A 19,586-nucleotide genomic window follows, 5' to 3' on the forward strand; every position below is an offset into this window, starting at 1 on the left:
GGTATGCGCCACATGATGTCCGACGAGCCCCCGTGATGCCCGTGATAGATCTTCACGACCACTCGGGGACGCCACCCCTGTCCCCGACGGCGCTATCGACCGGTCACCACCGGCGGCACTCCATCCATATCCGGGGGGATCAGGACCTGATCCGCAGTCGCGAGGCGCGGATCAGCATGGAGAAAGGCGCACCACATGACATCGGCGAAGGTCGACAAGGGACCGGAAGAATCACCGGCCGCAGCCGCGGACACCACCTCGGCCGAGGGCTACCAGCGCGCCCTCGGGGCGCGCCAGATCCAGATGATCGCCATCGGCGGGGCCATCGGCACCGGCCTCTTCCTCGGCGCGGGCAAGGCCATATCCAAGGCCGGCCCCAGTCTCGTCCTGGCCTACGCGATCGCGGGGCTGGTGATCTTCTTCATCATGCGGGCCCTGGGCGAACTCCTCATGTACCGACCGGTCGCGGGCTCCTTCTCCGAGTACGCCCGCGAATTCATCGGGCCCTTCGCGGGCTTCGTCACCGGCTGGACGTACTGGCTGTTCTGGGTCGTCACCGGAATCACCGAAGTCACCGCCGCGGCCCAGTACATGACGTTCTGGTTCGACATTCCGCAATGGGTCTCCGCACTGATCTTCACGGTCATTCTCTACGGCGTGAACCTCATCTCCGTGAAGCTCTTCGGCGAACTCGAATTCTGGTTCTCGATGGTCAAGGTCACCGCCATCGTCGGCATGATCCTCATCTGCGCCGGAATCCTCACCCTCGGCTTCTCCGACGCAGGCGACACCGCGTCCGTCACCCACCTCTGGGCCGACGGCGGCTTCTTCCCGCACGGCATCAAGGGCACCCTGATGACCCTGCAGATCGTGATGTTCGCCTTCCTCGCGGTCGAACTCGTCGGCGTCACCGCGGGCGAGTCCAAGGACCCCAAGACCGTGCTGCCCAAGGCCATCAACACCGTGCCGTGGCGCATCGCCGTCTTCTACATCGGCGCCCTCGTCATGATCCTCTCGGTGGTCCCCTGGACCGAGTTCTCCCCGGACGTCTCCCCGTTCGTCGAGGCCTTCCAGAAGATGGGCCTCGGCCTCGGCGCGGGCATCGTCAACTTCGTCGTCCTGACCGCGGCGCTCTCGTCCTGCAACTCCGGCATGTACTCCACCGGCCGCATGCTGCGCGACCTCGCGCTCAACGGCCAGGGCCCGAGGGTCTTCACCCGGCTGACCAGGAGCGGCACCCCGCTCGTCGGCACCACCGTCTCGGCCGCCCTCATGCTCGTCGGCGTCTGGATCAACTACCAGTGGCCCGGCGACGCCTTCACCTACGTCGTCTCCTTCGCCACCATCTCCGGCATGTGGGCCTGGATCATGATCCTGATCAGCCAGCTCCGCTACCGCCGCCTGGCCGACCGCGGAGTCCTCCCGCAGTCCGGTTTCAGGGCCCCCGGCGCCCCGTACACCAGCGTCTTCGCGCTCGCCTTCCTCGGCCTGGTCATCGTGATGATGGGCATCGACAAGGACGCCCGGATCTCGCTGTACTGCGCCCCCCTGTGGGCCCTGATCCTCGGCGTCTCCTACCTGGTCCTCAAGGCCCGCAACCCCGCGAACAAGGCCTTCACCGGCCGCTGAGCCGTAGGCCCGTGCGCCGGGCGCTTCCACGATGCGGGCCGCCGCGTACCACCCCTCGGTACGCGGCGGCCCGTCGTCCTATCCTGGGCGCCATGCTGACCATCACCCAGGCGCTGTACGACCAGATCGTCGCGCACTCCCGCGCCGACCACCCCGACGAGGCGTGCGGCGTGGTCGCCGGGCCGGCCGGAACCGGCCGCGCCGAACGCTTCGTCCCCATGCTCAACGCGGCCCGCTCGCCCACGTTCTACGAATTCGACTCCGCCGACCTCCTCAAGCTCTACCGCGACATGGACGACCGCGACGAGGAGCCCGTGATCGTCTACCACTCGCACACCGCGACCGAGGCCTACCCCTCCCGCACCGACGTCACCTACGCCAACGAACCCGGCGCCCACTACGTCCTCGTATCGACCGCCGACACCGACGGGGCCGGGCCCTTCCAGTTCCGCTCGTACCGGATCGTGGACGGCGAGATCACCGAGGAGGACGTCGAGGTCGTCGACGCCCACGACGCCGCCTGAGCCGGGGCCACCGCTACCCGCAGCACCGGCCGGACAGGGCCGCCGCCCGGCCCTGTCCACCTGGCGAACACCAACCATCCATCAGCTGAGATCACATTCCGGATTCCGGACCGGGAATCGATACGATGAGCGCATGGTTCTCCATGACGTGAGCGACAAGACGCCGGGCATGCTGCTCGTGGCGCGCCTGCACGTCGATCTGTGCCGGCTCTCCAGCGCGATCTGTACGAACCGCCGCCCCATCGGCCGCGAGGCCTGACCGGGCCGGGGCAAGGCGCCGCCGGGCCGGGGCGCCACCGCACACGCACCGCCTCGCACACGTCCGGCCGTCCCACACGTACCGCCCCACACACGTTCCACCCCCTCGCGGGGGCAGCGCCGCGTGCCCCACGCCCACCGTCACCACTCCGCTTCGACAGGAGCCCACGCCATGGCCATCGAGGTCCGCATCCCGACCATCCTCCGCACCTACACCGACGGCGCCAAGGCCGTCGAGGCCAGCGGAGCGACCCTCGCCGACCTCTTCACGGACCTGGAAGCCCGCCACACCGGCATCCGTGAGCGCATCGTCGACGGCGACCAGCTGCGCCGCTTCGTGAACGTGTACCTCAACGACGAGGACGTCCGCTTCCTCGACGGCATCTCCACCAAGCTCAGCGACGGCGACAGCGTCACCATCCTCCCGGCCGTCGCCGGCGGCATGAACTGATGCGCTACGACAGCCCGCTCGCCGCAGTGGGCAACACCCCGCTCGTCCGCCTGCCGCGGCTGTCACCGTCGGACGACGTCCGCATCTGGGCCAAGCTGGAGGACCGCAACCCCACCGGCTCGATCAAGGACCGCCCCGCGCTCCACATGGTCGAGCAGGCCGAGAAGGACGGCCGGCTCACCCCCGGCTGCACCATCCTCGAACCCACCAGCGGCAACACCGGCATCTCGCTCGCCATGGCGGCGAAGCTCAAGGGCTACCGCATCGTCTGCGTGATGCCGGAGAACACCTCGCAGGAACGGCGCGACCTCCTCACCATGTGGGGCGCCGAGATCATCCCCTCCCCGGCGGCGGGCGGCTCCAACACCGCCGTCCGCGTCGCCAAGGAGCTGTCGGCCCAGCACCCGGACTGGGTGATGCTCTACCAGTACGGCAACCCCGACAACGCGGGCGCCCACTACGCCACCACCGGCCCGGAGATCCTCACCGACCTCCCCTCCATCACGCACTTCGTGGCGGGCCTCGGCACCACGGGAACGCTCATGGGCGTCGGCCGCTACCTGCGGGAGAACGTCGAGGGCATCAGGATCGTCGCCGCGGAGCCGCGCTACGACGACCTGGTCTACGGCCTGCGCAACCTCGACGAGGGCTTCGTCCCCGAGCTCTACGACGCCTCGGTCCTCACCACCCGCTTCTCCGTCGGCTCGGCCGACGCCGTCACCCGCACCCGCGAACTCCTCCAGCAGGAGGGGATCTTCGCGGGCGTCTCCACCGGCGCCGCGCTGCACGCCGCGATCGGCGTGGGCAACAAGGCGGTCAAGGCCGGTGAGCGCGCCGACATCGTCTTCGTCGTCGCCGACGGCGGCTGGAAGTACCTGTCGACGGGCGTCTACACCGCGCCCACGACGGAGGCGGCGATCGAAACGCTGCACGGCCAGCTCTGGGCGTAGCCGCCCGCGCTCTGCCCCACCCCGGACGCCGGGGGCCAGGACCCGCATCGGTCCGGGCCCCCGGCGTCCGCCGTTTCCGGGGGCGCCGCCCCCGGGCCCCCGCTCCTCAACCGCCGGAGGGGCTTGATCTCGCCCTTCGCCGCGGAAGCAGCCGCAGGCCGGAAGACCCAGCCTCACCGGCGTCTGAGGCGCGGGGGCCGGGGCGGAGCCCCGATTGCGGGGTGGGGCGGGGCGGGGAACAGGCCCGCCGCAGGCGCGCCCCCCAGGCGCACCCCCAGCCGCCCCCCCCAGGGGCGCCCCGCTTCCATCGAACCGGTGACAGCACAGGTGAGTTCCCCCACAACGGCCCGCCGCGAAGGAGCGACCAGCTCTTTCGCGCCTTACGCTCAACAAACCGCTCCACGAATCGCACGAACCCTCCCCGTTCCCACGTCTCGGAGGTTCACGCTCCATGAAGCTCACCGTCGTCGGATGCTCCGGCTCGTTCCCGTCCGCGGGATCAGCCTGTTCGAGCTACCTCGTAGAGGCCGACGGCTTCAGGCTGCTCCTCGACATGGGCAACGGCGCCCTCGGCGAGCTGCAGCGCCACGTCGGTCTCTACGACCTCGACGCCATCTTCCTCAGCCATCTCCATGCCGATCACTGCATCGACATGTGCGCGTACTTCGTCGTCCGCTACTACCCGCACGTCGGCAGACGCCTGGCGCCCCTCCCGGTCTACGGACCCGACGGCACGGAGCAGCGGCTCACCACCGCCCACGCCGACACCCCGTCCGACCACGCGATGGGCGAGGTCTTCGACTTCCACACGCTGAAGCCGGGCTCGTTCGAGATCGGCCCCTTCTCGGTCCGCACGGAGAAGCTCCGCCACCCCGTCGAGACGTTCGGCATCCGCGTCGAGCACGGCGGCAGCTCGCTCACGTACTCCGGCGACACCGGCACCTGCGAGTCTCTGGACGAGCTGGCCGAGGGCGCCGACCTCTTCCTCTGCGAGGCGTCGTTCGTCCACGGCAAGGAGGACATCCCGGACCTCCACCTCAACGGCCGCCAGGCAGGCGAGCTCGCCGCCCGCGCCGGAGTGGGGCGCCTGGTCCTCACCCACATCCCGCCGTGGACCGACGCGAACCGCAACCTCTCCGACGCCCGTGAGGTCTTCGACGGCCCGAGCGAGCTGGCGGTACCGGGCGCGGTCTACGAGATCTGACGGCGCGGGCCCGTACCCCGCGCACGACGGAGCCCCCACCTTCCGCCGGGAAGGTGAGGGCTCCGTCGTGTACCGACCGGGCTTACGCCTTGGTCAGGTCCTCGACCTCCTCCTCGGGCTCACGGCCCGGGGTGGTGAGGTTGAACTTGGTGATCGCGAAGCGGAACAGCACGTAGTAGAGGGCTCCGAAGACGAGACCGATCGGGATGATCAGCCACGGCTTGGTCGCCAGGTTCCAGTTCAGCGCGTAGTCGATGAAGCCCGCGGAGAAGGTGAATCCGGCGTGCACGCCGAGCGCCCAGGTGACGGCCATCGAGATGGCCGTCAGGACGGCGTGGATCGCGTAGAGCACCGGCGCGATGAACATGAACGAGAACTCGATCGGCTCGGTCACACCGGTGACGAACGAGGTCAGCGCGAGGGAGATCATCATGCCCATCACGGCCTTGCGGCGCTCGGGGCGAGCGGCGTGGGCGATGGCGATGGCAGCGGCCGGGAGGCCGAACATCATGATCGGGAAGAAGCCCGACATGAACTGGCCCGAGGTCGGGTCACCGGCGAAGAAGCGGTTCAGGTCGCCGTGCACGACGGCGCCGGTGGCGTCCGTGAAGTCACCCAGCTGGAACCACGAGACCGTGTTGACGAACTGGTGCATGCCGACGGGCAGCAGCGCGCGGTTGATCAGGCCGAAGAGTCCGGCGCCGAAGGAACCGAGACCGGTCATCCACTCGCCGAAGTCGGATATGACGTCGCCGATGGGCTCCCAGACCAGGCCGAAGAACACACCGAAGATCACGCCGACGAAGGCCATGATGATCGGGACGAGACGGCGGCCGTTGAAGAAGCCCAGCCAGTCGACCAGCTTGGTGCGGTGGAACTTCTGCCACAGGACCGCCGTGACCAGACCCATCAGGATGCCGCCGAGGACCCCGGGGTTGTTGTACGTCGCCGGGGTGTCCGCGCCCTTCTGGATCACCGCTTCGGTGACCGGGAAGGCCTTGAGGACGTTGCTGTAGACCAGGAAGCCGACGAGACCGGCCAGCGCGGTGGAACCGTCCGACTTCTTCGCGAACCCGATGGCCACGCCGATGCAGAACAGCATCGGAAGGTTGTCGAAGACCGCGCTGCCCGCCGTGGCGAACACGGACGCGACCTTGTGCCAGCCGAGACCGTCGTCACCGAAGACGTCGGGCTGACCGAGGCGGAGCAGAATGCCCGCGGCAGGCAGCACGGCGATCGGCAGCTGGAGGCTGCGCCCCACCTTCTGCAGGCCCTGGAACAGGCCGGAGCCCCGCTTCTTCGCGGGGGCCGCCGTAGCGGTGGCCGTACTCATCAACTTCCTCCAGTAGGCAAGGCGCCGCCAGGGACAGGGTGTTTTGGGTGGGCGACGACTCGAGAAACGCGGCAGAACGCCACGTGGTCTGGACCACTCAGTGGTGTAGACCAGTTTTAGCACGGTGAGGGTTAGATAAGGAACCTGCAATTTGCGACTACTTCGCAGCAGCCATCGCACACGCAACGTGACATGCCGAAGGCCCCCGGACCGAGTGGTCCGGGGGCCTTGGCGGTACGGGCTACAAGCCCTTTCCGGCGGCTACTTCGTGAGGTTGCTCTCGATCTCCTCCTCCACCTCTTCGGGCTCCCGGCCCGGGGTCTGGAGGTTGAACCTGGTGATCGCGAACCGGAAGATCGCGTAGTACACCACGGCGAAGCCCAGGCCGATCGGGATGATCAGCCATGGTTTGGTGGCCAGACTCCAGTTGATGACGTAGTCGATCAGGCCCGCCGAGAAGCTGAAGCCGTCCTTCACCCCGAGCGCCCACGAGAGCGCCATCGACACACCCGTCAGCACCGCGTGGATCGCGTACAGCACGGGTGCGACGAACAGGAACGAGTACTCGATGGGCTCCGTGATTCCCGTCACGAACGACGTCAGGCCGACCGAGATCATCAGACCCCCGACCGCCTTGCGGCGATGCGGCTTCGCGCAGTGGTAGATCGCCAGCGCCGCCGCGGGGAGAGCGAACATCATGATCGGGAAGAATCCCGTGGTGAACTGCCCCGCGGTCGGGTCACCCGCCAGGAACCGGTTGATGTCACCGTGCACCATCGTCCCGTCGGGCTTCGTGTAGTCACCGAACTGGAACCAGACGAACGTGTTCAGGAACTGATGGAGACCGAACACCAGCAGCGCGCGGTTGGCCACACCGAAGATGCCGGAACCCAGCCAGTTCAGATCCACCAGCCACTCGGAGAAGCTGGTCAGACCGTCACCGACCGGCTGCCACAGCCACGCGCACAACGCCGCGAAGAGCAGACCGACGAACGCCATGATGATCGGGACCAGCCGGCGGCCGTTGAAGAAGCCCAGCCAGTCCACCAGCTTCACGCGGTGGAACCGCTGCCAGAACCAGGCGGACATCAGACCCATCACGATGCCGCCGAACACGCCGGGGTTCTGGTACTCGGCCGCCGTCACCTGCGCGTCGTCCGTGACACACGTACCGAACCAGGTACCGCCCGAGACGAACGTCGAACCGCTGCCGCAGTCCACCGGGAACGCGTGCAGCACCGCGTAGTAGACGAGGAAGCCCGTCACCGCCGCCAGTGCCGTCGAACCGTCCGCCTTCTTCGCCATCCCGATCGACACACCCACGCAGAACAGCAGCGGAAGGCCGAGCCCCGAATCAAGCAGCGCCCCGCCGGCCGCCGCGAACACCTTGGCGAGGTTGGTCCAGCCCAGACCGTCGTCACCGAACACGTCCGGCTGGCCGAGCCGGTTGAGGATGCCCGCCGCGGGCAGCACGGCGATCGGGAGCTGAAGGCTGCGCCCCATCTTCTGCAGGCCCTGGAACAGACCGTTCCACCACCGCTTCTGTGGGATCGCTGCGCTGCTGGAGCTCATCGGCGTCCTCCCGGAACAAGGCACGATTGGGGGCTGTTGCACACTGGTGTAGACCAGTTGCGGTACGGTGCGGAGCCCGCCCGGAAGACAGGGCACCGGTGATCGTCATCATTGGTGATGGCTCGGCTGCCCGCCCGCGAAGTTGGGCCAACCGTGCGTTACCGTGACGAAACGGACCCATGGTGGGCCGTCACATGTACGTGAAGAACCAGGGAGAAGGCCATGGCCAGCAAGGCTGAGAAGATCGTCGCCGGGCTCGGCGGAATCGACAACATCGAAGAGGTCGAAGGCTGCATCACCCGCCTCCGCACCGAGGTCATCGACCCGAGCAAGGTCGACGAAGCCGCGCTCAAGGCCGCCGGCGCCCACGGCGTCGTCAAGATGGGCACCGCGATCCAGGTCGTCATCGGCACCGACGCCGACCCCATCGCCGCCGACATCGAAGACATGATGTGACCCACCGCTGAACCTTCCGGGCCCACCGGCCCGGCGCCCGCAGGCCCCGCCCCACCGGGACGGGGCCTGCGGCGTGCGCACGACCTCGCTCCGCCCGCCGGATAGGCTTCCGCCCATGTCTCGTATCGACGGCCGCACCCCTGACCAGCTCCGCCCCGTCACCATCGAACGCGGATGGAGCAAGCACGCCGAAGGATCCGTACTCGTCTCCTTCGGCGACACCAAAGTCTTCTGCACCGCCTCCGTCACCGAAGGCGTCCCGCGCTGGCGCAAGGGCAGCGGCGAAGGCTGGGTCACCGCCGAGTACTCCATGCTGCCCCGCTCCACCAACACCCGCGGCGACCGCGAATCCGTCCGCGGCAAGATCGGTGGCCGCACCCACGAGATCAGCCGCCTCATCGGCCGCTCGCTGCGCGCGGTCATCGACTACAAGGCCCTCGGCGAGAACACCATCGTCCTGGACTGCGACGTCCTCCAGGCCGACGGCGGCACCCGTACCGCCGCCATCACCGGCGCGTACGTCGCCCTCGCGGACGCCATCACCTGGGCCCAGGGCAAGAAGATCATCAAGCACGGCCGCAAGCCGCTGACCGGTACCGTCTCCGCCATCAGCGTCGGCATCGTCGACGGCACCCCCCTCCTGGACCTCTGCTACGAGGAGGACGTCCGCGCCGAGACCGACATGAACGTCGTCTGCACCGGCGACGGCCGCTTCGTCGAGGTCCAGGGCACCGCGGAGGCCGAACCCTTCGACCGCGACGAACTGAACGCCCTCCTCGACCTCGCCACCGCCGGCTGCGTCGACCTCGCCGCGTTCCAGAACGACGCCCTGGCCCGCACCCTCGGCGCCTGACGGCCCGTCCGTCCGGTCAGGTAAAGAAGCAACCAAGTCCCCATCGGCAGCGTCGATACGAGTACGGGCGCACGGGTCGAACCGTGCGCCCGTCCGCGTATCCGCACCCGGGGAGGGACCACACCATGGCCGCGCGCCACCGACGCCACCGCACCGCACTGGCCATCACCACCGCACTGCTCGCCGTCACCGCCGCAGTCGGCTGCGGGGCGCTCGACAAGGCGATCGACTGCGTACAGACCGCCGACGCCATCGCCACCAGCGTGAACAACCTCCAGCAGGCCGTCACCAACGCCTCGAACGACCCCAGCCAGGCCTCCGAAGCCCTCGACGACATCGAGAAGGAACTCGGCAACCTCGGGGACAAGACCGACAACGCCGACCTCAGCAAGGCCGTCGACGACCTCCGGGACGGCGTCGGCAACGTCCGCGACTCCATCGACAAGGGCGACGAGACCCCCGACATCACCCCGGTCACCGACGCGGCCAAGGAGATCGGCAAGGTCTGCACCCCGTAATCAGGGATGCCGGCGGCGGCGATAATCGACCCATGACCCGCCTCATCCTCGCCACCCGCAACGCCGGGAAGATCACCGAACTCCACGCGATCCTCGCCGACGCAGGCCTCACCCACGAACTCGTCGGCGCGGACGCGTACCCCGAGATCCCCGACGTCAAGGAGACCGGCGTCACCTTCGCCGAGAACGCCCTCCTGAAGGCCCACGCCCTCGCCCGGGCCACCGGCCACCCCGCGATCGCGGACGACTCCGGCCTCTGTGTCGACGTGCTCGGCGGCGCCCCCGGCATCTTCTCCGCCCGCTGGTCCGGCACCCACGGCGACGACCTGGCCAACCTGGACCTGCTCCTGGCCCAGCTCTCCGACATCGACGCCCCGCACCGCGCCGCCCACTTCGCCTGCGCCGCGGCCCTCGCCCTCCCCGACGGCACGGAACGCGTGGTCGAGGGCCGCCTGCCCGGCACCCTGCGCCACACCCCGTCCGGCACCCACGGCTTCGGCTACGATCCGATCCTCCAGCCGGACGGCGAGACCCGCACCTGCGCGGAACTGACCCCGGCGGAGAAGAACGCGATCAGCCACCGCGGCCTGGCGTTCCGGGCGCTGGTGCCGGTGGTGCGGGAGCTGGTGGGGTGACACAAGAGGGAGTACTGCCTTCGAAACGAAGGCAGTACTCCCTCTGTGCTTGTGGGCCCGGTGGGATTCGAACCCACGACACACCGGACCTAAACCGGCGCCCTCTAGCCAGCTGGGGTACGGACCCGCGCGCACCACTCTACTGTGCGGTGTTGCGGCGCTTCGAGAAGGTTTCGGTCTGGCTGTGGCAGGACGGGCATAAGTACCGCAGGTTCTCCAGGCGGTTGTTGAGCCGGTCTCCGTCGACGTGGTCGATCTCCAGGACCAGCCGTCGCCCCTGCCATACAGTGCCGAGGCCGCACAGGCGGCAGGTGTGGGGGATGCCCGCCTCGTCGAGCGCTCGTCGCAAGAGCCCCGTCTTCATGCGCGACGAACCAGCTGGGAACTGCCGCAGAATCTCCTCCGCTCTTCTACGGGTGGGTGAGACGCGATCGGCGTTGTGGCCCTGTCCGGTGAAGTGGGCTGTCGAGAGGCCGTAGACCGCGATGTCCTTCTTGGCCCTCGCCCTTGCCGCGCCGTTGTAGGGGTGCTTCCCGAGCGTGCGCATCACGGCGGCCATGCTGTGGGACGTCGCGACGGCCCGCATGAGTTCCTCCCGCGGGAAGGGGGGCTTGGTCATGACGTGGACGATCGCTTGCGACCGCGGTAAGTATCCGTAATCGCATGACAGTTGGGGCACAGTAAGCGCAGGTTGTCCGGGCGGTTGTCCCACCAGTCGCCGTTCCGGTGGTCCACCTCAAGCCGGAGCGGCAGGTCGTTCCAGACAGTGCCCGTGCCACACACAGCGCATCGTTCCTCTACTCCGATACGGATGAGCTCTCGACGGAGCCGCTTGCCGGGTGTCCTTCCAGCCATTGGAGTGCTCAGAACCAGCAGACCTCCGGGCTGTCCTTTCGGGCGACGAGGTGGCGCTGAGAAGTGCGTAGTGTCGATGTTCAGCGCACGGATCCTGCGGCTGATGTGGGTTTGATTGCCGCCGACCGGACTGATGTCAAGACGTCGGAGCACCTCTTTGAGTGTGACGGATTGGCTGACCACCTCGCGAAGCCGAGTCTCGCTGTGACGGATCCTGCCCGTCGCGAAATGCGAGATGTCCACGCCCCACTCGGCCATCTTCTTCCGCAGATAGCTCCGGCTCCCCGGCGTAGGCGTCCCTCCGCACCACCGCACAGCGTCATTCGCGTTCGTCGTCTCGCGCGCCGCCTCTTCGAGCAGCTCGCGCGTATACCGAACCGGCACGATCCCCTCCGCATCCGGCCGCACGTTCGCAGCCTCGTACGGATCAACGAACCGTTTATCGGAGAGTCACGTCCGGTATCCGACAAGATGCGGAATGGCCCGTCCCGCATCGGCGGTAACCGATGCGGGACGGGCCATTCCCGTAGGCGTGGGGTCAGAACTTCGGGTCCGGGGTCTGGTTCGCGACCAGCTCTTCCATCTCCTCGCTCGTCTCCACCGAGGGGGGCGAGCCGTCCAGGGGCTTGTTGGCCGTTTCCTTCATGCAGGCCACCGCGATGACGCCGACCACGGCCGCGCCCATCGCGTAGTACGCGGGCATCAGGTTGGTGCCCGAGACGCTGATCAGGGCCGTGATGACGAACGGGGTGGTACCGCCGAAGATCGACGCCGACAGGTTGTAGCCCACCGACAGGGAGCCGTAGCGGACCTGCGTCGGGAACAGGGCCGGGAGGGCGGCGGACATGGTGCCGAGCATGCAGACCAGGGAGAGGCCCAGCATCAGCATGCCGAGCGCGACGGCCGGGATGCTGCCCTGCCGGATGAGCAGGAACGCGGGGAGGGAGAAGACCAGGAAGCCGAGCATGCCCGTCATCAGGAGCGGCTTGCGGCCGAAGTGGTCGGAGAGCTTGCCGACCTGGCTGATGATCAGCATCAGGAAGATCATCACGCCGAGCAGGATGAGCAGACCGTGGGTCTCGCTGTAGCCGAGCTCGTCGGAGAGGTACGTCGGCATGTACGACAGCAGCATGTAGTCGGTGATGTTGTACGCGCCGACCAGGCAGATGCAGAGGATCAGCGTCGGCCAGTAGTCGCGGAAGATCTTGGCGAGATCGCCCTTCGCGGTCACCTCGACGCCGTCCGCGGCCTCCGTGGCGTGTGCCGTGCCGCCCTCCAGCTTCTGGAAGGCGGGGGTCTCGTCGAGGCGCAGTCGCAGGTAGAGGCCCACGAGGCCGAGCGGACCGGCGACGAGGAAGGGGATGCGCCAGCCCCAGGTCTCCATCTGGCCGGTGTCCAGGAGCGCGTAGAGCAGGGTGACCAGGCCCGAGGCGCCCACGTAGCCGGCGAGCGTGCCGAATTCGAGGAAGCTGCCGAAATAGCCGCGCCGCTTGTCGGGGGCGTATTCGGCGATGAACGTGGAGGCGCCGCCGTACTCGCCGCCCGTCGAGAAGCCCTGGAGCATCCGGAAGAAGATCAGCAGGACCGGGGCCCATACGCCGATGGAGCCGTGCGAGGGGATGAGGCCGATCGCGAAGGTGCCGATCGCCATCATGATCATGGTGAGGGCGAGGATCTTCTTGCGGCCGACCTTGTCACCCATGGGCCCGAAGAACATGCCACCGAGGGGGCGCACCAGGAAGGCGACGGCGAAGGTCGCGAAGGAGGAGAGGAGCTGGGTGGTGTCGCTCCCCGAGGGGAAGAAGACGTGGCCCAGGGTGGCGGCCATGTAGGAGTAGATGCCGAAGTCGAACCACTCCATGGCGTTGCCCAGCGAGGCCGCCTTCACGGCGCGCTTGACCGCCTGGTCGTCCGTGATGGTGATGTCCGTCCGCCGCAGCTTGGGGTTCTGCCGCTTGCGGATGGCCCGGAAAAGGGCGGGATGGCGTTTGACCGCTTCGGGGTCGGCCGCCTGATGGGGGTCGGAGGCCGCCATGGCCGGGTCCTTTCCTCGGTGGGTCTTCCAGGGAAGGCTTCTGCGCGGTCATGGCGGTCGCAAACCGAATCGGCGGGGGATTGGGATGTCCATCACATTTTTTCGGCCATTCGGCCCAATCCCCGGCCGTCGGACGCGGTCGTCAGATCCCGAGGTCCCTGATGATCTTCGCGACGTGGCCGGTGGCCTTGACGTTGTAGAAGGCGTGCTCGATCTTGCCCTCTTCGTCGACGACGATCGTGGAGCGGATGACGCCCGTCACCGTTTTGCCGTAGAGCTTCTTCTCGCCGAAGGCGCCGTAGGCCTCCAGGGTCTCCTTGGCCGGGTCGCCGACGAGCGTGACCTTGAGGTTCTCCTTCTCGCGGAACTTGGCGAGCTTCTCGGGCTTGTCGGGGGAGACGCCGATGACGTCGTATCCGGCACCGGCCAGCAGGTCGAGGTTGTCGGTGAAGTCGCAGGCCTGCTTGGTGCAGCCGGGGGTAAGAGCCGCCGGGTAGAAGTAGACGATGACCTTGCGGCCCTTGTGGTCCGCGAGCGAGACGTCGTTCCCGTCGGCGTCGGGGAGGGTGAAGGCGGGGGCGGTGTCGCCGGGCTTGAGTCGCTCGCTCATGGTTCTCCTCGTTGGTACGCGGGGTGTACGGGACCGAGAGTAATAGGGGTGCCGCCGGGTGCGGGGGCGGCCGAGCTGACAGACTGTCGATGAAGGTTTACCGGACGAGGACCACGGAGGCGGCGCAGTGTCGGATGCCAGGAGCCCTGCGCAGATCGAGGCGGACATCATCACCAGGCGCGAGCAGCTCGCGGTGGTGCTCGATGAGATCGGGGTGCGGGTGCACCCGAAGACGATCGTTGGTGACGCGAAGGCGAAGGCCGCCGAGGCCGTGGACCGGACGGCCGGGCGGGCGTTCGTCGCGGTGAACCGGGCGGTCTCTGACGTGAAGGCCCAGTTCGTCACGGAGGACGGTGCGCCGAGGCTGGAGCGGGTGATTCCGGCGGCGCTGCTCGCGGTGGGCGTGGTCGGGCTGCTCACGGTGTCCGCGCGGCGGAAGAAGCGTTGAGCCCCGAGGGCGCGGGGAGGCGGCGCGGCCAGGTAGGTTGCGGGGCGTGAGCGACAACACCGACGACAAGCTGCCCATCCGGATGCTGCACGACCGTGTGCTGGTCCGGTCCGATTCGCCCGAGGGTGAGCGGCGTTCCGGCGGCGGCATCCTGATTCCGGCGACGGCCGCGGTCGGCCGTCGGCTGGGCTGGGCCGTGGTGGTCGCGGTGGGGCAGAACGTGCGGACGGTGGAGCCGGGGGACCGGGTGCTGTACGACCCCGAGGACCGTGCCGAGGTCGAGGTGCGGGGCGTGGCGTACGTGCTGATGCGCGAGCGGGATCTGCACGCGGTGGCGGCGGACCGGTTCGAGGGCTCGGTGGATTCGACCGGTCTGTATCTGTAGCCCCGGATAGTGGTGCGAGGCCTGGTGACCGTTGTCACCAGGCCTTTTGCCTGTTCTTTGCTAGGCTGGTGGGACCCCGACGAGACGCGCCGTACCGGGCTTCGCAAAGACGACGCACCCCGTGTTGTTCATGTGTCGTGTGACGTCGGAGGTGCTGTCATGGCATGGGTTCTGCTGGTGATCGCCGGTCTGCTGGAAGTGGCCTGGTCGATCGGGATGAAGTACACCGAGGGGTTCACCCGGTTGTGGCCGAGTGTGTTCACGGGCCTCGGGATCGTCGCGAGCATGGTGTTGCTGTCCCATGCGGCGCGGACGCTGCCCATCGGTACGGCGTACGGCGTGTGGGTGGGTATCGGTGCGGCCGGTGCCGCGGTGCTGGGCATGGTGGTGCTGCATGAGCCGGTGACGGCGGCCCGGATCTTCTTCGTGTGTCTGCTGCTGGTGGCCGTCGTCGGGCTGAAGGCGACCTCGGGTCACTGACGGCCGCTGAAGGTCACTGACGGGCCGGTCCCGGCCCGTCGGCGCCTCTGCCTCTCAGAGGCGTCCGGGGGCGCGGGTGCCTCTGGCGCCCTCCAGGAGGCCGCCGGCGGTGCCTGCGCCGTTGTCCGCCCCGCCGTTGTCCGTGCCGCCGTCGGTGCCACCGCCTGTGCCGCCGTCGGTGCCACCGCCTGTCCCGCCGTCGGTCCCACCGCCCGTGCCGCCGTCAGCCCCGCCTGTGCCGCCGTCCGTGCCGCCCGCGGTGTCGGTGCCGCCGGTGGGGGTGCCGGTGGGCGGGCTCTCCGGGGTGGACGGGGTGGTGGGCGGCGTGCTGGACGGGGTGTTCGAGGTGGTGCCGGACGGGGTCCGGGACGGCTGGCCGGTGTCGCCGGGTTCGCTGCTCCGCGCGCTGGGCAGCCCGGTTTCGTCGGTGCCGCCCTCCAGGTCGAGCGTGAAGTTCTTGACGGGGGTGCCGCGCAGGGCGGCTCCGGTGTACTGGGCCCAGGTCTCCGCGGGGGCGCCGCCCCCGTTGATGCGGGGCAGCCCGAGCGCGCCGTAGAGCGGTTTCTGCACCCCGGTGTCGGGGTCCTGGCCCATGACGGCGATGACGGTGGCGAGTTCGGGGGTGTAGCCGGCGAACCAGGCGGCCTTGTCCTCCTCCGCGGTGCCGGTCTTGCCGGCGGCCGGGCGGCCCGCGCCCTGGGCGGCGGTCCCGGTACCGCCGTCGACGACGCTCCGCAGGATCGAGGTGGTGGTGTCGGCCGCCTGGCGGCTGACGGCCTGTTTCGTGCTGCGGTCGGGGAGCTTGACCGCCGTACCGTCCTTGGTGACCTTGTCGACGAGGACGTGGGCGCCGTGCCTGCCGTGGCCGGCGAGGGTGGCGTAGGCGTCGGCCATGTCCAGGACGCTGGCGGTGGCGGGGCCGAGCGCGATCGACGGGGACGCCGTGAGGTCGGGGGTGTCCTCGGGGATGCCGAGGTCGACGGCGGTCTGGCGGACCTTGCCGGGGCCGACGTCCTCGGCCATCTGCGCGTAGACGGCGTTGACGGACTTGTCGGTGGCGGCGCTGACGGTGATGGGCCCGTAGCTGACGTCGTCCTCGTTGGCGGGGGAGTAGCCGGTGGGTCCGTCGGGGCCCTGGACCATCCGTTTGTTGGTGCCGTCGTAGAGGGTGGTGGGGGTGATGCGCCGGCCGTCCTGGGTGGTGGAGTCGTTGGCGACGGCGGAGGTGAAGACGAACGGCTTGAAGGTGGAGCCGACCTGGTAGTCGGTGCGGGTCGCGTTGTTGACGTACTGGCGGGTGTAGTCGATGCCGCCGTACATGGCGACGACGTGACCGGTCGCGGGGTCGATGGAGGCGCCGCCGACGCGGACGTTGCGGTCGGCCTTGTTCTGTTTGCTGGTCTTGGACATGACGTTGTCGTCGACGGCTTCGACGAGGGCGTCCTGTTTCTTCCTCTCCAGCGTGGTGGTGATCCGGTAGCCGCGGGCGGCGAGGGTCTTCTCGTCGAGGATGTCGTTGCGGACGAGGTAGTCCTCGACGGCCTGGACGATGTAGCCGCGCTGTCCGGAGAGGCTGTTGGCGGGCTTGACCCGGCCCGGCGGGGGGAAGGTCATGGCGGCGCGCTCGCCGGCGCCGAGCCAGTCCTCCTTGACCATGCCGTCGAGCACGTAGTTCCAGCGGTCGACGGCGGCGCTCTTGTTCTCCGGGTGGGTGATGACGTCGTAGGCGCTGGGCGCGTTGAGCAGGGAGGCGAGGTAGGCGCCCTCCGCGGTGGTGACGTCGCCGATGTCCTTGCTGTAGTAGGCCTGGGCGGCGGCCTGGATGCCGTAGGCGTTGCGGCCGAAGTAGCTGGTGTTGAGGTAGCCCTCGAAGATCTGGTTCTTGGATTCCTCGCGGTTGAGCTTGATCGCGATGAAGAACTCCTTGATCTTGCGGCCGACGGTCTGTTCCTGGCCCAGGTAGTAGTTCTTGACGTACTGCTGCGTGATGGTCGAGCCGCCCTGTTTGCCCTTGCCGGTGAGGGTGTTCCAGCCGGCCCGGAACATCGCCTTGATGTCGACGGCGCGTTCGGAGTAGAAGTCGCGGTCCTCGGCGGCGAGGACCGCCTGCTGGACGGTGCGGGGGACCTGGGCGAGCTTGATGTTCTCCCGGTTGACCTCGCCGTCGCGGGCGATGACGCTGCCGTCCTTGTAGAGGTAGACGTTGGACTGGGCGGTGGCACTGGCGTTGGCGGAGGGGATGTCGACGAGCTGGTACCCGGCGATGAAGCCGCCGATCAGGACCAGGGCGATGAGGAGGATGCCACCGAGCACCATCCGCCAGGTGGGGACGGCGCGGCGCCAGCCCTTGCGCTTGGGGCGTCTGGGCTTCTTCTGCTTCGGACCGTCCGGGCTGCTCGGGCCGTTCGTGCCGGCCGGCCCGGTCTCTTCGCCGGCGGCGTCTGCGGCCGGGGCGCCCTGGCCTCCGGGGGCGGCGGCGTCGGCAGGCAGGTCTCTCGGGGTCCAGCCCCTGCGGTCGGGGTCCCCGTTCCGCTGCTGTGGCTCGTCGCTCATGTCGGTGCAGACTCCTCGGCCGCGGTCAGTTCCCCCATAGTGCCCTTTTCTCCGGTATAACCACTGGATCCGCCCCGAAAAGCGGTCGCGGCGGCTGCCCCGACTGGACTAGGCTCGTGCGCTTTGGTGCCGAATGCCGGTCGGCGTCACGGGCAGCGGGGGGTGGGGTGCGGTGCGGCTCTATGCGGTGGTGGTGGCGGGCGGGTTCCGGCGCTACGCCACGTACCGGATCGCGACGGTCGCGGGGGTCTTCACCAACACCGTCTTCGGTTTCATCATGGCGTACACGTATGTGGCCCTGTGGGACGAGCGTCCGCGGCTCGGCGGCTACGACATGCCGCAGGCGCTCACGTACGTATGGCTGGGGCAGGCGCTGCTGATGACGTGCGCGATGATGGGCGGCGGCTTCGAGGACGAGCTGATGGAGCGGATCCGTACCGGCGATGTCGCGGTCGATCTCTACCGGCCGGTCGATCTCCAACTGTGGTGGCTGGCAGGCGATCTGGGGCGGGCCGCGTTCCACCTGCTGGGGCGCGGCATCGTGCCGATGCTGCTGGGCTCCATGGCCTTCGAGCTGGCGCTGCCCACGTCGCCGGGGATCTGGCCGGCGTTCCTGGTCTCCGTGGCGCTGGGGGTCGTGGTGAGTTTCGCGATCCGCTATCTGGTGGCGCTGTCCGCGTTCTGGCTGATGGACGGGGCGGGGGTGGCGCAGATCGCGTTCCTGGCCGGGATGTTCTTCTCCGGGCTGCTGCTGCCGCTGAACCTGTTCCCCGGGCTGCTGGGCGAGGTGGCGCGGGCGTTGCCGTGGTCGGCGCTGCTCCAGGTGCCGGCCGATGTGTTCCTCGGCAAGCGCACGGGCTGGAGCCTGGTGCGCGCGTACGGGTTCCAGGCGGGCTGGGCGCTGGCGCTGCTGCTCGTCGGGCGGCTGATGCAGTCGGCGGCGACGCGGAGGGTGGTGGTCCAAGGTGGCTGAGACGCTGGAGACGGCAGTGGCGGAGCCGCCCGTCGTGGTGTTCGAGCCCCGGTCGCGGATGGCCGAGGGGGTCAGGGCGTACGGGCTGATCGCCGCGATGTGGCTGCGTTCGACGATGGCGTACCGGGCGTCGTTCGTGATGACGGCGTTCGGCAACTTCGCGGCGACGGCGTTCGACTTCGTCGCGATCATGCTGATGTTCTCGCACGTGGACGTGCTGGGCGGTTACACGCTGCCGGAGACCGCCCTGCTGTACGGGGCCGCGGGCACGGCGTTCGGTCTGGCGGATCTGGTGATGGGCTCGATGGACCGGCTGGGCCGGCGGGTGCGGGACGGGACGCTGGACACCCTGCTGGTGCGGCCGGTTCCGGTGCTGGCGCAGGTCGCGGCGGACCGGTTCGCGCTGCGCAGGCTGGGGCGGATCACGCAGGGGGTGCTGGTGCTGGGCTATGCGCTGGTGACCCTGGACATCGACTGGACGTTCGCGAGGGTGCTGATGGTGCCGCTGATGCTGCTGAGCGGGGCGGCGATCTTCGGGGCGGTGTTCGTGGCGGGGGCGGCGTTCCAGTTCTTCGCGCAGGACGCCTCCGAGGTGCAGAACTCCTTCACGTACGGGGGCAACACGCTGCTCCAGTACCCGCCGACGGTCTTCGCGAAGGACCTGGTGCGCGGGGTCACGTTCGTCGTGCCGCTGGCCTTCGTGAACTGGCTGCCGGCGCTGTACGTGCTGGGCCGGCCGTATCCGCTGGACCTGCCGGACCGGGTGGCGTTCCTGCCGCCGGTGGTGGCTGCGCTGTGCTGGGTGGTCGCGGGGCTGGCCTGGCGGGCGGGGCTGCGGGCGTACCGGAGTACGGGAAGTTGACG

Annotated in this window: 22 protein-coding genes, 1 tRNA gene and 1 riboswitch; of the genes, 15 read left to right on the forward strand and 8 right to left on the reverse strand. The window is 68.8% G+C overall.

Annotated elements, in window-relative coordinates; all coding sequences use genetic code 11:
- Positions 1-195 precede the first annotated feature (195 nt).
- From ACIP89_RS00550 to ACIP89_RS00575, 6 genes are all read left to right on the forward strand, one after another.
- Entirely contained in the window at positions 196-1,629 is a 1,434-nt protein-coding gene (locus ACIP89_RS00550) for an amino acid permease (RefSeq protein WP_401921846.1), read from the forward strand.
- A 92-nt stretch (positions 1,630-1,721) separates the two neighbouring features.
- A complete protein-coding gene (locus ACIP89_RS00555) occupies positions 1,722-2,153 on the forward strand; it encodes a Mov34/MPN/PAD-1 family protein (RefSeq protein WP_401921848.1) in 432 nt (143 codons plus the stop codon).
- Positions 2,154-2,286: 133 nt separating this feature from the next.
- The gene (locus ACIP89_RS00560) at positions 2,287-2,412 is read left to right on the forward strand and encodes a putative leader peptide (protein ID WP_401921851.1); all 126 of its coding nucleotides are present in this window, start codon (positions 2,287-2,289) and stop codon (positions 2,410-2,412) included.
- A gap of 171 nt (positions 2,413-2,583) precedes the next feature.
- Positions 2,584-2,862, forward strand: a complete 279-nt coding sequence (locus ACIP89_RS00565) for a MoaD/ThiS family protein (RefSeq protein WP_389208465.1) — start codon at positions 2,584-2,586, stop codon at positions 2,860-2,862.
- The gene (locus ACIP89_RS00570) at positions 2,862-3,812 is read left to right on the forward strand and encodes a PLP-dependent cysteine synthase family protein (RefSeq protein WP_073738225.1); all 951 of its coding nucleotides are present in this window, start codon (positions 2,862-2,864) and stop codon (positions 3,810-3,812) included. Before ACIP89_RS00565 ends, ACIP89_RS00570 begins: the two co-directional genes overlap by 1 nt.
- 451 nt (positions 3,813-4,263) lie before the next feature.
- A complete protein-coding gene (locus ACIP89_RS00575; protein WP_401921853.1) occupies positions 4,264-5,016 on the forward strand; it encodes an MBL fold metallo-hydrolase in 753 nt (250 codons plus the stop codon).
- Between the two features lie 82 nt (positions 5,017-5,098).
- Here the strand turns inward: ACIP89_RS00575 and ACIP89_RS00580 are convergent, their stop codons facing one another.
- Both ACIP89_RS00580 and ACIP89_RS00585 read right to left on the reverse strand, forming a co-directional pair.
- Positions 5,099-6,349: a PTS transporter subunit EIIC gene (locus tag ACIP89_RS00580; protein ID WP_401921855.1), complete on the reverse strand. Its 1,251-nt coding sequence runs from the start codon at positions 6,347-6,349 to the stop codon at positions 5,099-5,101.
- A 261-nt stretch (positions 6,350-6,610) separates the two neighbouring features.
- Positions 6,611-7,921, reverse strand: coding sequence for a PTS transporter subunit EIIC (locus ACIP89_RS00585; protein WP_401921857.1), 1,311 nt, complete (start codon positions 7,919-7,921; stop codon positions 6,611-6,613).
- Positions 7,922-8,143: 222 nt separating this feature from the next.
- Between ACIP89_RS00585 and ACIP89_RS00590 the strand changes: the two genes are divergently transcribed.
- The 4 genes from ACIP89_RS00590 to rdgB all read left to right on the forward strand — a co-directional run bounded on the left by ACIP89_RS00590 (position 8,144) and on the right by rdgB (position 10,383).
- Positions 8,144-8,377, forward strand: a complete 234-nt coding sequence (locus ACIP89_RS00590) for a glucose PTS transporter subunit EIIB (protein ID WP_019886687.1) — start codon at positions 8,144-8,146, stop codon at positions 8,375-8,377.
- 115 nt (positions 8,378-8,492) lie between these two features.
- Positions 8,493-9,230 (forward strand): ribonuclease PH, encoded by a 738-nt coding sequence (rph, locus tag ACIP89_RS00595; RefSeq protein ID WP_390092969.1) that lies wholly within the window; start codon positions 8,493-8,495, stop codon positions 9,228-9,230.
- A gap of 125 nt (positions 9,231-9,355) precedes the next feature.
- The gene (locus ACIP89_RS00600) at positions 9,356-9,748 is read left to right on the forward strand and encodes a hypothetical protein (protein WP_402112155.1); all 393 of its coding nucleotides are present in this window, start codon (positions 9,356-9,358) and stop codon (positions 9,746-9,748) included.
- 32 nt (positions 9,749-9,780) lie between these two features.
- Positions 9,781-10,383, forward strand: a complete 603-nt coding sequence (gene rdgB / locus ACIP89_RS00605; RefSeq protein WP_311305482.1) for an RdgB/HAM1 family non-canonical purine NTP pyrophosphatase — start codon at positions 9,781-9,783, stop codon at positions 10,381-10,383.
- 52 nt (positions 10,384-10,435) lie between these two features.
- Here rdgB and ACIP89_RS00610 read toward each other — a convergent pair.
- The 5 genes from ACIP89_RS00610 to bcp form a co-directional block, all read right to left on the reverse strand.
- A tRNA-Leu gene (locus tag ACIP89_RS00610) sits at positions 10,436-10,510 on the reverse strand.
- Between the two features lie 12 nt (positions 10,511-10,522).
- Entirely contained in the window at positions 10,523-11,002 is a 480-nt protein-coding gene (locus tag ACIP89_RS00615) for an HNH endonuclease signature motif containing protein (RefSeq protein ID WP_402112157.1), read from the reverse strand.
- Positions 10,999-11,496: an HNH endonuclease gene (locus ACIP89_RS00620; RefSeq protein ID WP_402113431.1), complete on the reverse strand. Its 498-nt coding sequence runs from the start codon at positions 11,494-11,496 to the stop codon at positions 10,999-11,001. Before ACIP89_RS00620 ends, ACIP89_RS00615 begins: the two co-directional genes overlap by 4 nt.
- Positions 11,497-11,776: 280 nt before the next feature.
- A complete protein-coding gene (gene proP, locus ACIP89_RS00625) occupies positions 11,777-13,273 on the reverse strand; it encodes a glycine betaine/L-proline transporter ProP (RefSeq protein ID WP_401921866.1) in 1,497 nt (498 codons plus the stop codon).
- A gap of 142 nt (positions 13,274-13,415) precedes the next feature.
- Positions 13,416-13,883: a thioredoxin-dependent thiol peroxidase gene (gene bcp, locus ACIP89_RS00630; protein WP_401921869.1), complete on the reverse strand. Its 468-nt coding sequence runs from the start codon at positions 13,881-13,883 to the stop codon at positions 13,416-13,418.
- Positions 13,884-14,010: 127 nt separating this feature from the next.
- On the opposite strand from bcp, the gene ACIP89_RS00635 reads away from it, so the two are divergent.
- The 3 genes from ACIP89_RS00635 (at position 14,011) to ACIP89_RS00645 (ending at position 15,196) form a co-directional block, all read left to right on the forward strand.
- Positions 14,011-14,331 carry a DUF3618 domain-containing protein gene (locus tag ACIP89_RS00635; RefSeq protein ID WP_401921871.1) on the forward strand — a complete coding sequence of 107 codons (321 nt, stop codon included), beginning with the start codon at positions 14,011-14,013 and terminating at the stop codon, positions 14,329-14,331.
- A 46-nt stretch (positions 14,332-14,377) separates the two neighbouring features.
- Positions 14,378-14,716: a GroES family chaperonin gene (locus tag ACIP89_RS00640; protein WP_401921874.1), complete on the forward strand. Its 339-nt coding sequence runs from the start codon at positions 14,378-14,380 to the stop codon at positions 14,714-14,716.
- A gap of 53 nt (positions 14,717-14,769) precedes the next feature.
- Positions 14,770-14,835, forward strand: a riboswitch (guanidine-III (ykkC-III) riboswitch).
- 40 nt (positions 14,836-14,875) lie between these two features.
- Positions 14,876-15,196: a multidrug efflux SMR transporter gene (locus ACIP89_RS00645; protein WP_024491021.1), complete on the forward strand. Its 321-nt coding sequence runs from the start codon at positions 14,876-14,878 to the stop codon at positions 15,194-15,196.
- A gap of 54 nt (positions 15,197-15,250) precedes the next feature.
- Here the strand turns inward: ACIP89_RS00645 and ACIP89_RS00650 are convergent, their stop codons facing one another.
- On the reverse strand, positions 15,251-17,749 hold the full coding sequence (locus ACIP89_RS00650; protein ID WP_402112160.1) for a transglycosylase domain-containing protein: 2,499 nt from the start codon (positions 17,747-17,749) through the stop codon (positions 15,251-15,253).
- 172 nt (positions 17,750-17,921) lie between these two features.
- On the opposite strand from ACIP89_RS00650, the gene ACIP89_RS00655 reads away from it, so the two are divergent.
- Entirely contained in the window at positions 17,922-18,722 is an 801-nt protein-coding gene (locus ACIP89_RS00655) for an ABC transporter permease (protein WP_402112163.1), read from the forward strand.
- Positions 18,715-19,584 (forward strand): ABC transporter permease, encoded by an 870-nt coding sequence (locus tag ACIP89_RS00660; protein ID WP_402112165.1) that lies wholly within the window; start codon positions 18,715-18,717, stop codon positions 19,582-19,584. The genes ACIP89_RS00655 and ACIP89_RS00660 overlap by 8 nt, the downstream gene beginning before the upstream one ends.
- Positions 19,585-19,586 lie beyond the last annotated feature (2 nt).

Source organism: Streptomyces sp. NPDC088730, from assembly GCF_044751215.1.
In the GTDB taxonomy this organism is placed as follows: domain Bacteria; phylum Actinomycetota; class Actinomycetes; order Streptomycetales; family Streptomycetaceae; genus Streptomyces.

Excerpts from the sequence above, each read along its gene's own strand:
- ACIP89_RS00550 (WP_401921846.1), top strand. The coding sequence starts at position 196 with ATGACATCGGCGAAGGTCGACAAGGGACCGGAAGAATCACCGGCCGCA.
- ACIP89_RS00555 (WP_401921848.1), top strand. The coding sequence starts at position 1,722 with ATGCTGACCATCACCCAGGCGCTGTACGACCAGATCGTCGCGCACTCC.
- ACIP89_RS00560 (WP_401921851.1), top strand. The coding sequence starts at position 2,287 with ATGGTTCTCCATGACGTGAGCGACAAGACGCCGGGCATGCTGCTCGTG.
- ACIP89_RS00565 (WP_389208465.1), top strand. The coding sequence starts at position 2,584 with ATGGCCATCGAGGTCCGCATCCCGACCATCCTCCGCACCTACACCGAC.
- ACIP89_RS00570 (WP_073738225.1), top strand. The coding sequence starts at position 2,862 with ATGCGCTACGACAGCCCGCTCGCCGCAGTGGGCAACACCCCGCTCGTC.
- ACIP89_RS00575 (WP_401921853.1), top strand. The coding sequence starts at position 4,264 with ATGAAGCTCACCGTCGTCGGATGCTCCGGCTCGTTCCCGTCCGCGGGA.
- ACIP89_RS00580 (WP_401921855.1), bottom strand. The coding sequence starts at position 6,349 with ATGAGTACGGCCACCGCTACGGCGGCCCCCGCGAAGAAGCGGGGCTCC.
- ACIP89_RS00585 (WP_401921857.1), bottom strand. The coding sequence starts at position 7,921 with ATGAGCTCCAGCAGCGCAGCGATCCCACAGAAGCGGTGGTGGAACGGT.
- ACIP89_RS00590 (WP_019886687.1), top strand. The coding sequence starts at position 8,144 with ATGGCCAGCAAGGCTGAGAAGATCGTCGCCGGGCTCGGCGGAATCGAC.
- rph (WP_390092969.1), top strand. The coding sequence starts at position 8,493 with ATGTCTCGTATCGACGGCCGCACCCCTGACCAGCTCCGCCCCGTCACC.
- ACIP89_RS00600 (WP_402112155.1), top strand. The coding sequence starts at position 9,356 with ATGGCCGCGCGCCACCGACGCCACCGCACCGCACTGGCCATCACCACC.
- rdgB (WP_311305482.1), top strand. The coding sequence starts at position 9,781 with ATGACCCGCCTCATCCTCGCCACCCGCAACGCCGGGAAGATCACCGAA.
- ACIP89_RS00615 (WP_402112157.1), bottom strand. The coding sequence starts at position 11,002 with ATGACCAAGCCCCCCTTCCCGCGGGAGGAACTCATGCGGGCCGTCGCG.
- ACIP89_RS00620 (WP_402113431.1), bottom strand. The coding sequence starts at position 11,496 with ATGGCCGAGTGGGGCGTGGACATCTCGCATTTCGCGACGGGCAGGATC.
- proP (WP_401921866.1), bottom strand. The coding sequence starts at position 13,273 with ATGGCGGCCTCCGACCCCCATCAGGCGGCCGACCCCGAAGCGGTCAAA.
- bcp (WP_401921869.1), bottom strand. The coding sequence starts at position 13,883 with ATGAGCGAGCGACTCAAGCCCGGCGACACCGCCCCCGCCTTCACCCTC.
- ACIP89_RS00645 (WP_024491021.1), top strand. The coding sequence starts at position 14,876 with ATGGCATGGGTTCTGCTGGTGATCGCCGGTCTGCTGGAAGTGGCCTGG.
- ACIP89_RS00650 (WP_402112160.1), bottom strand. The coding sequence starts at position 17,749 with ATGAGCGACGAGCCACAGCAGCGGAACGGGGACCCCGACCGCAGGGGC.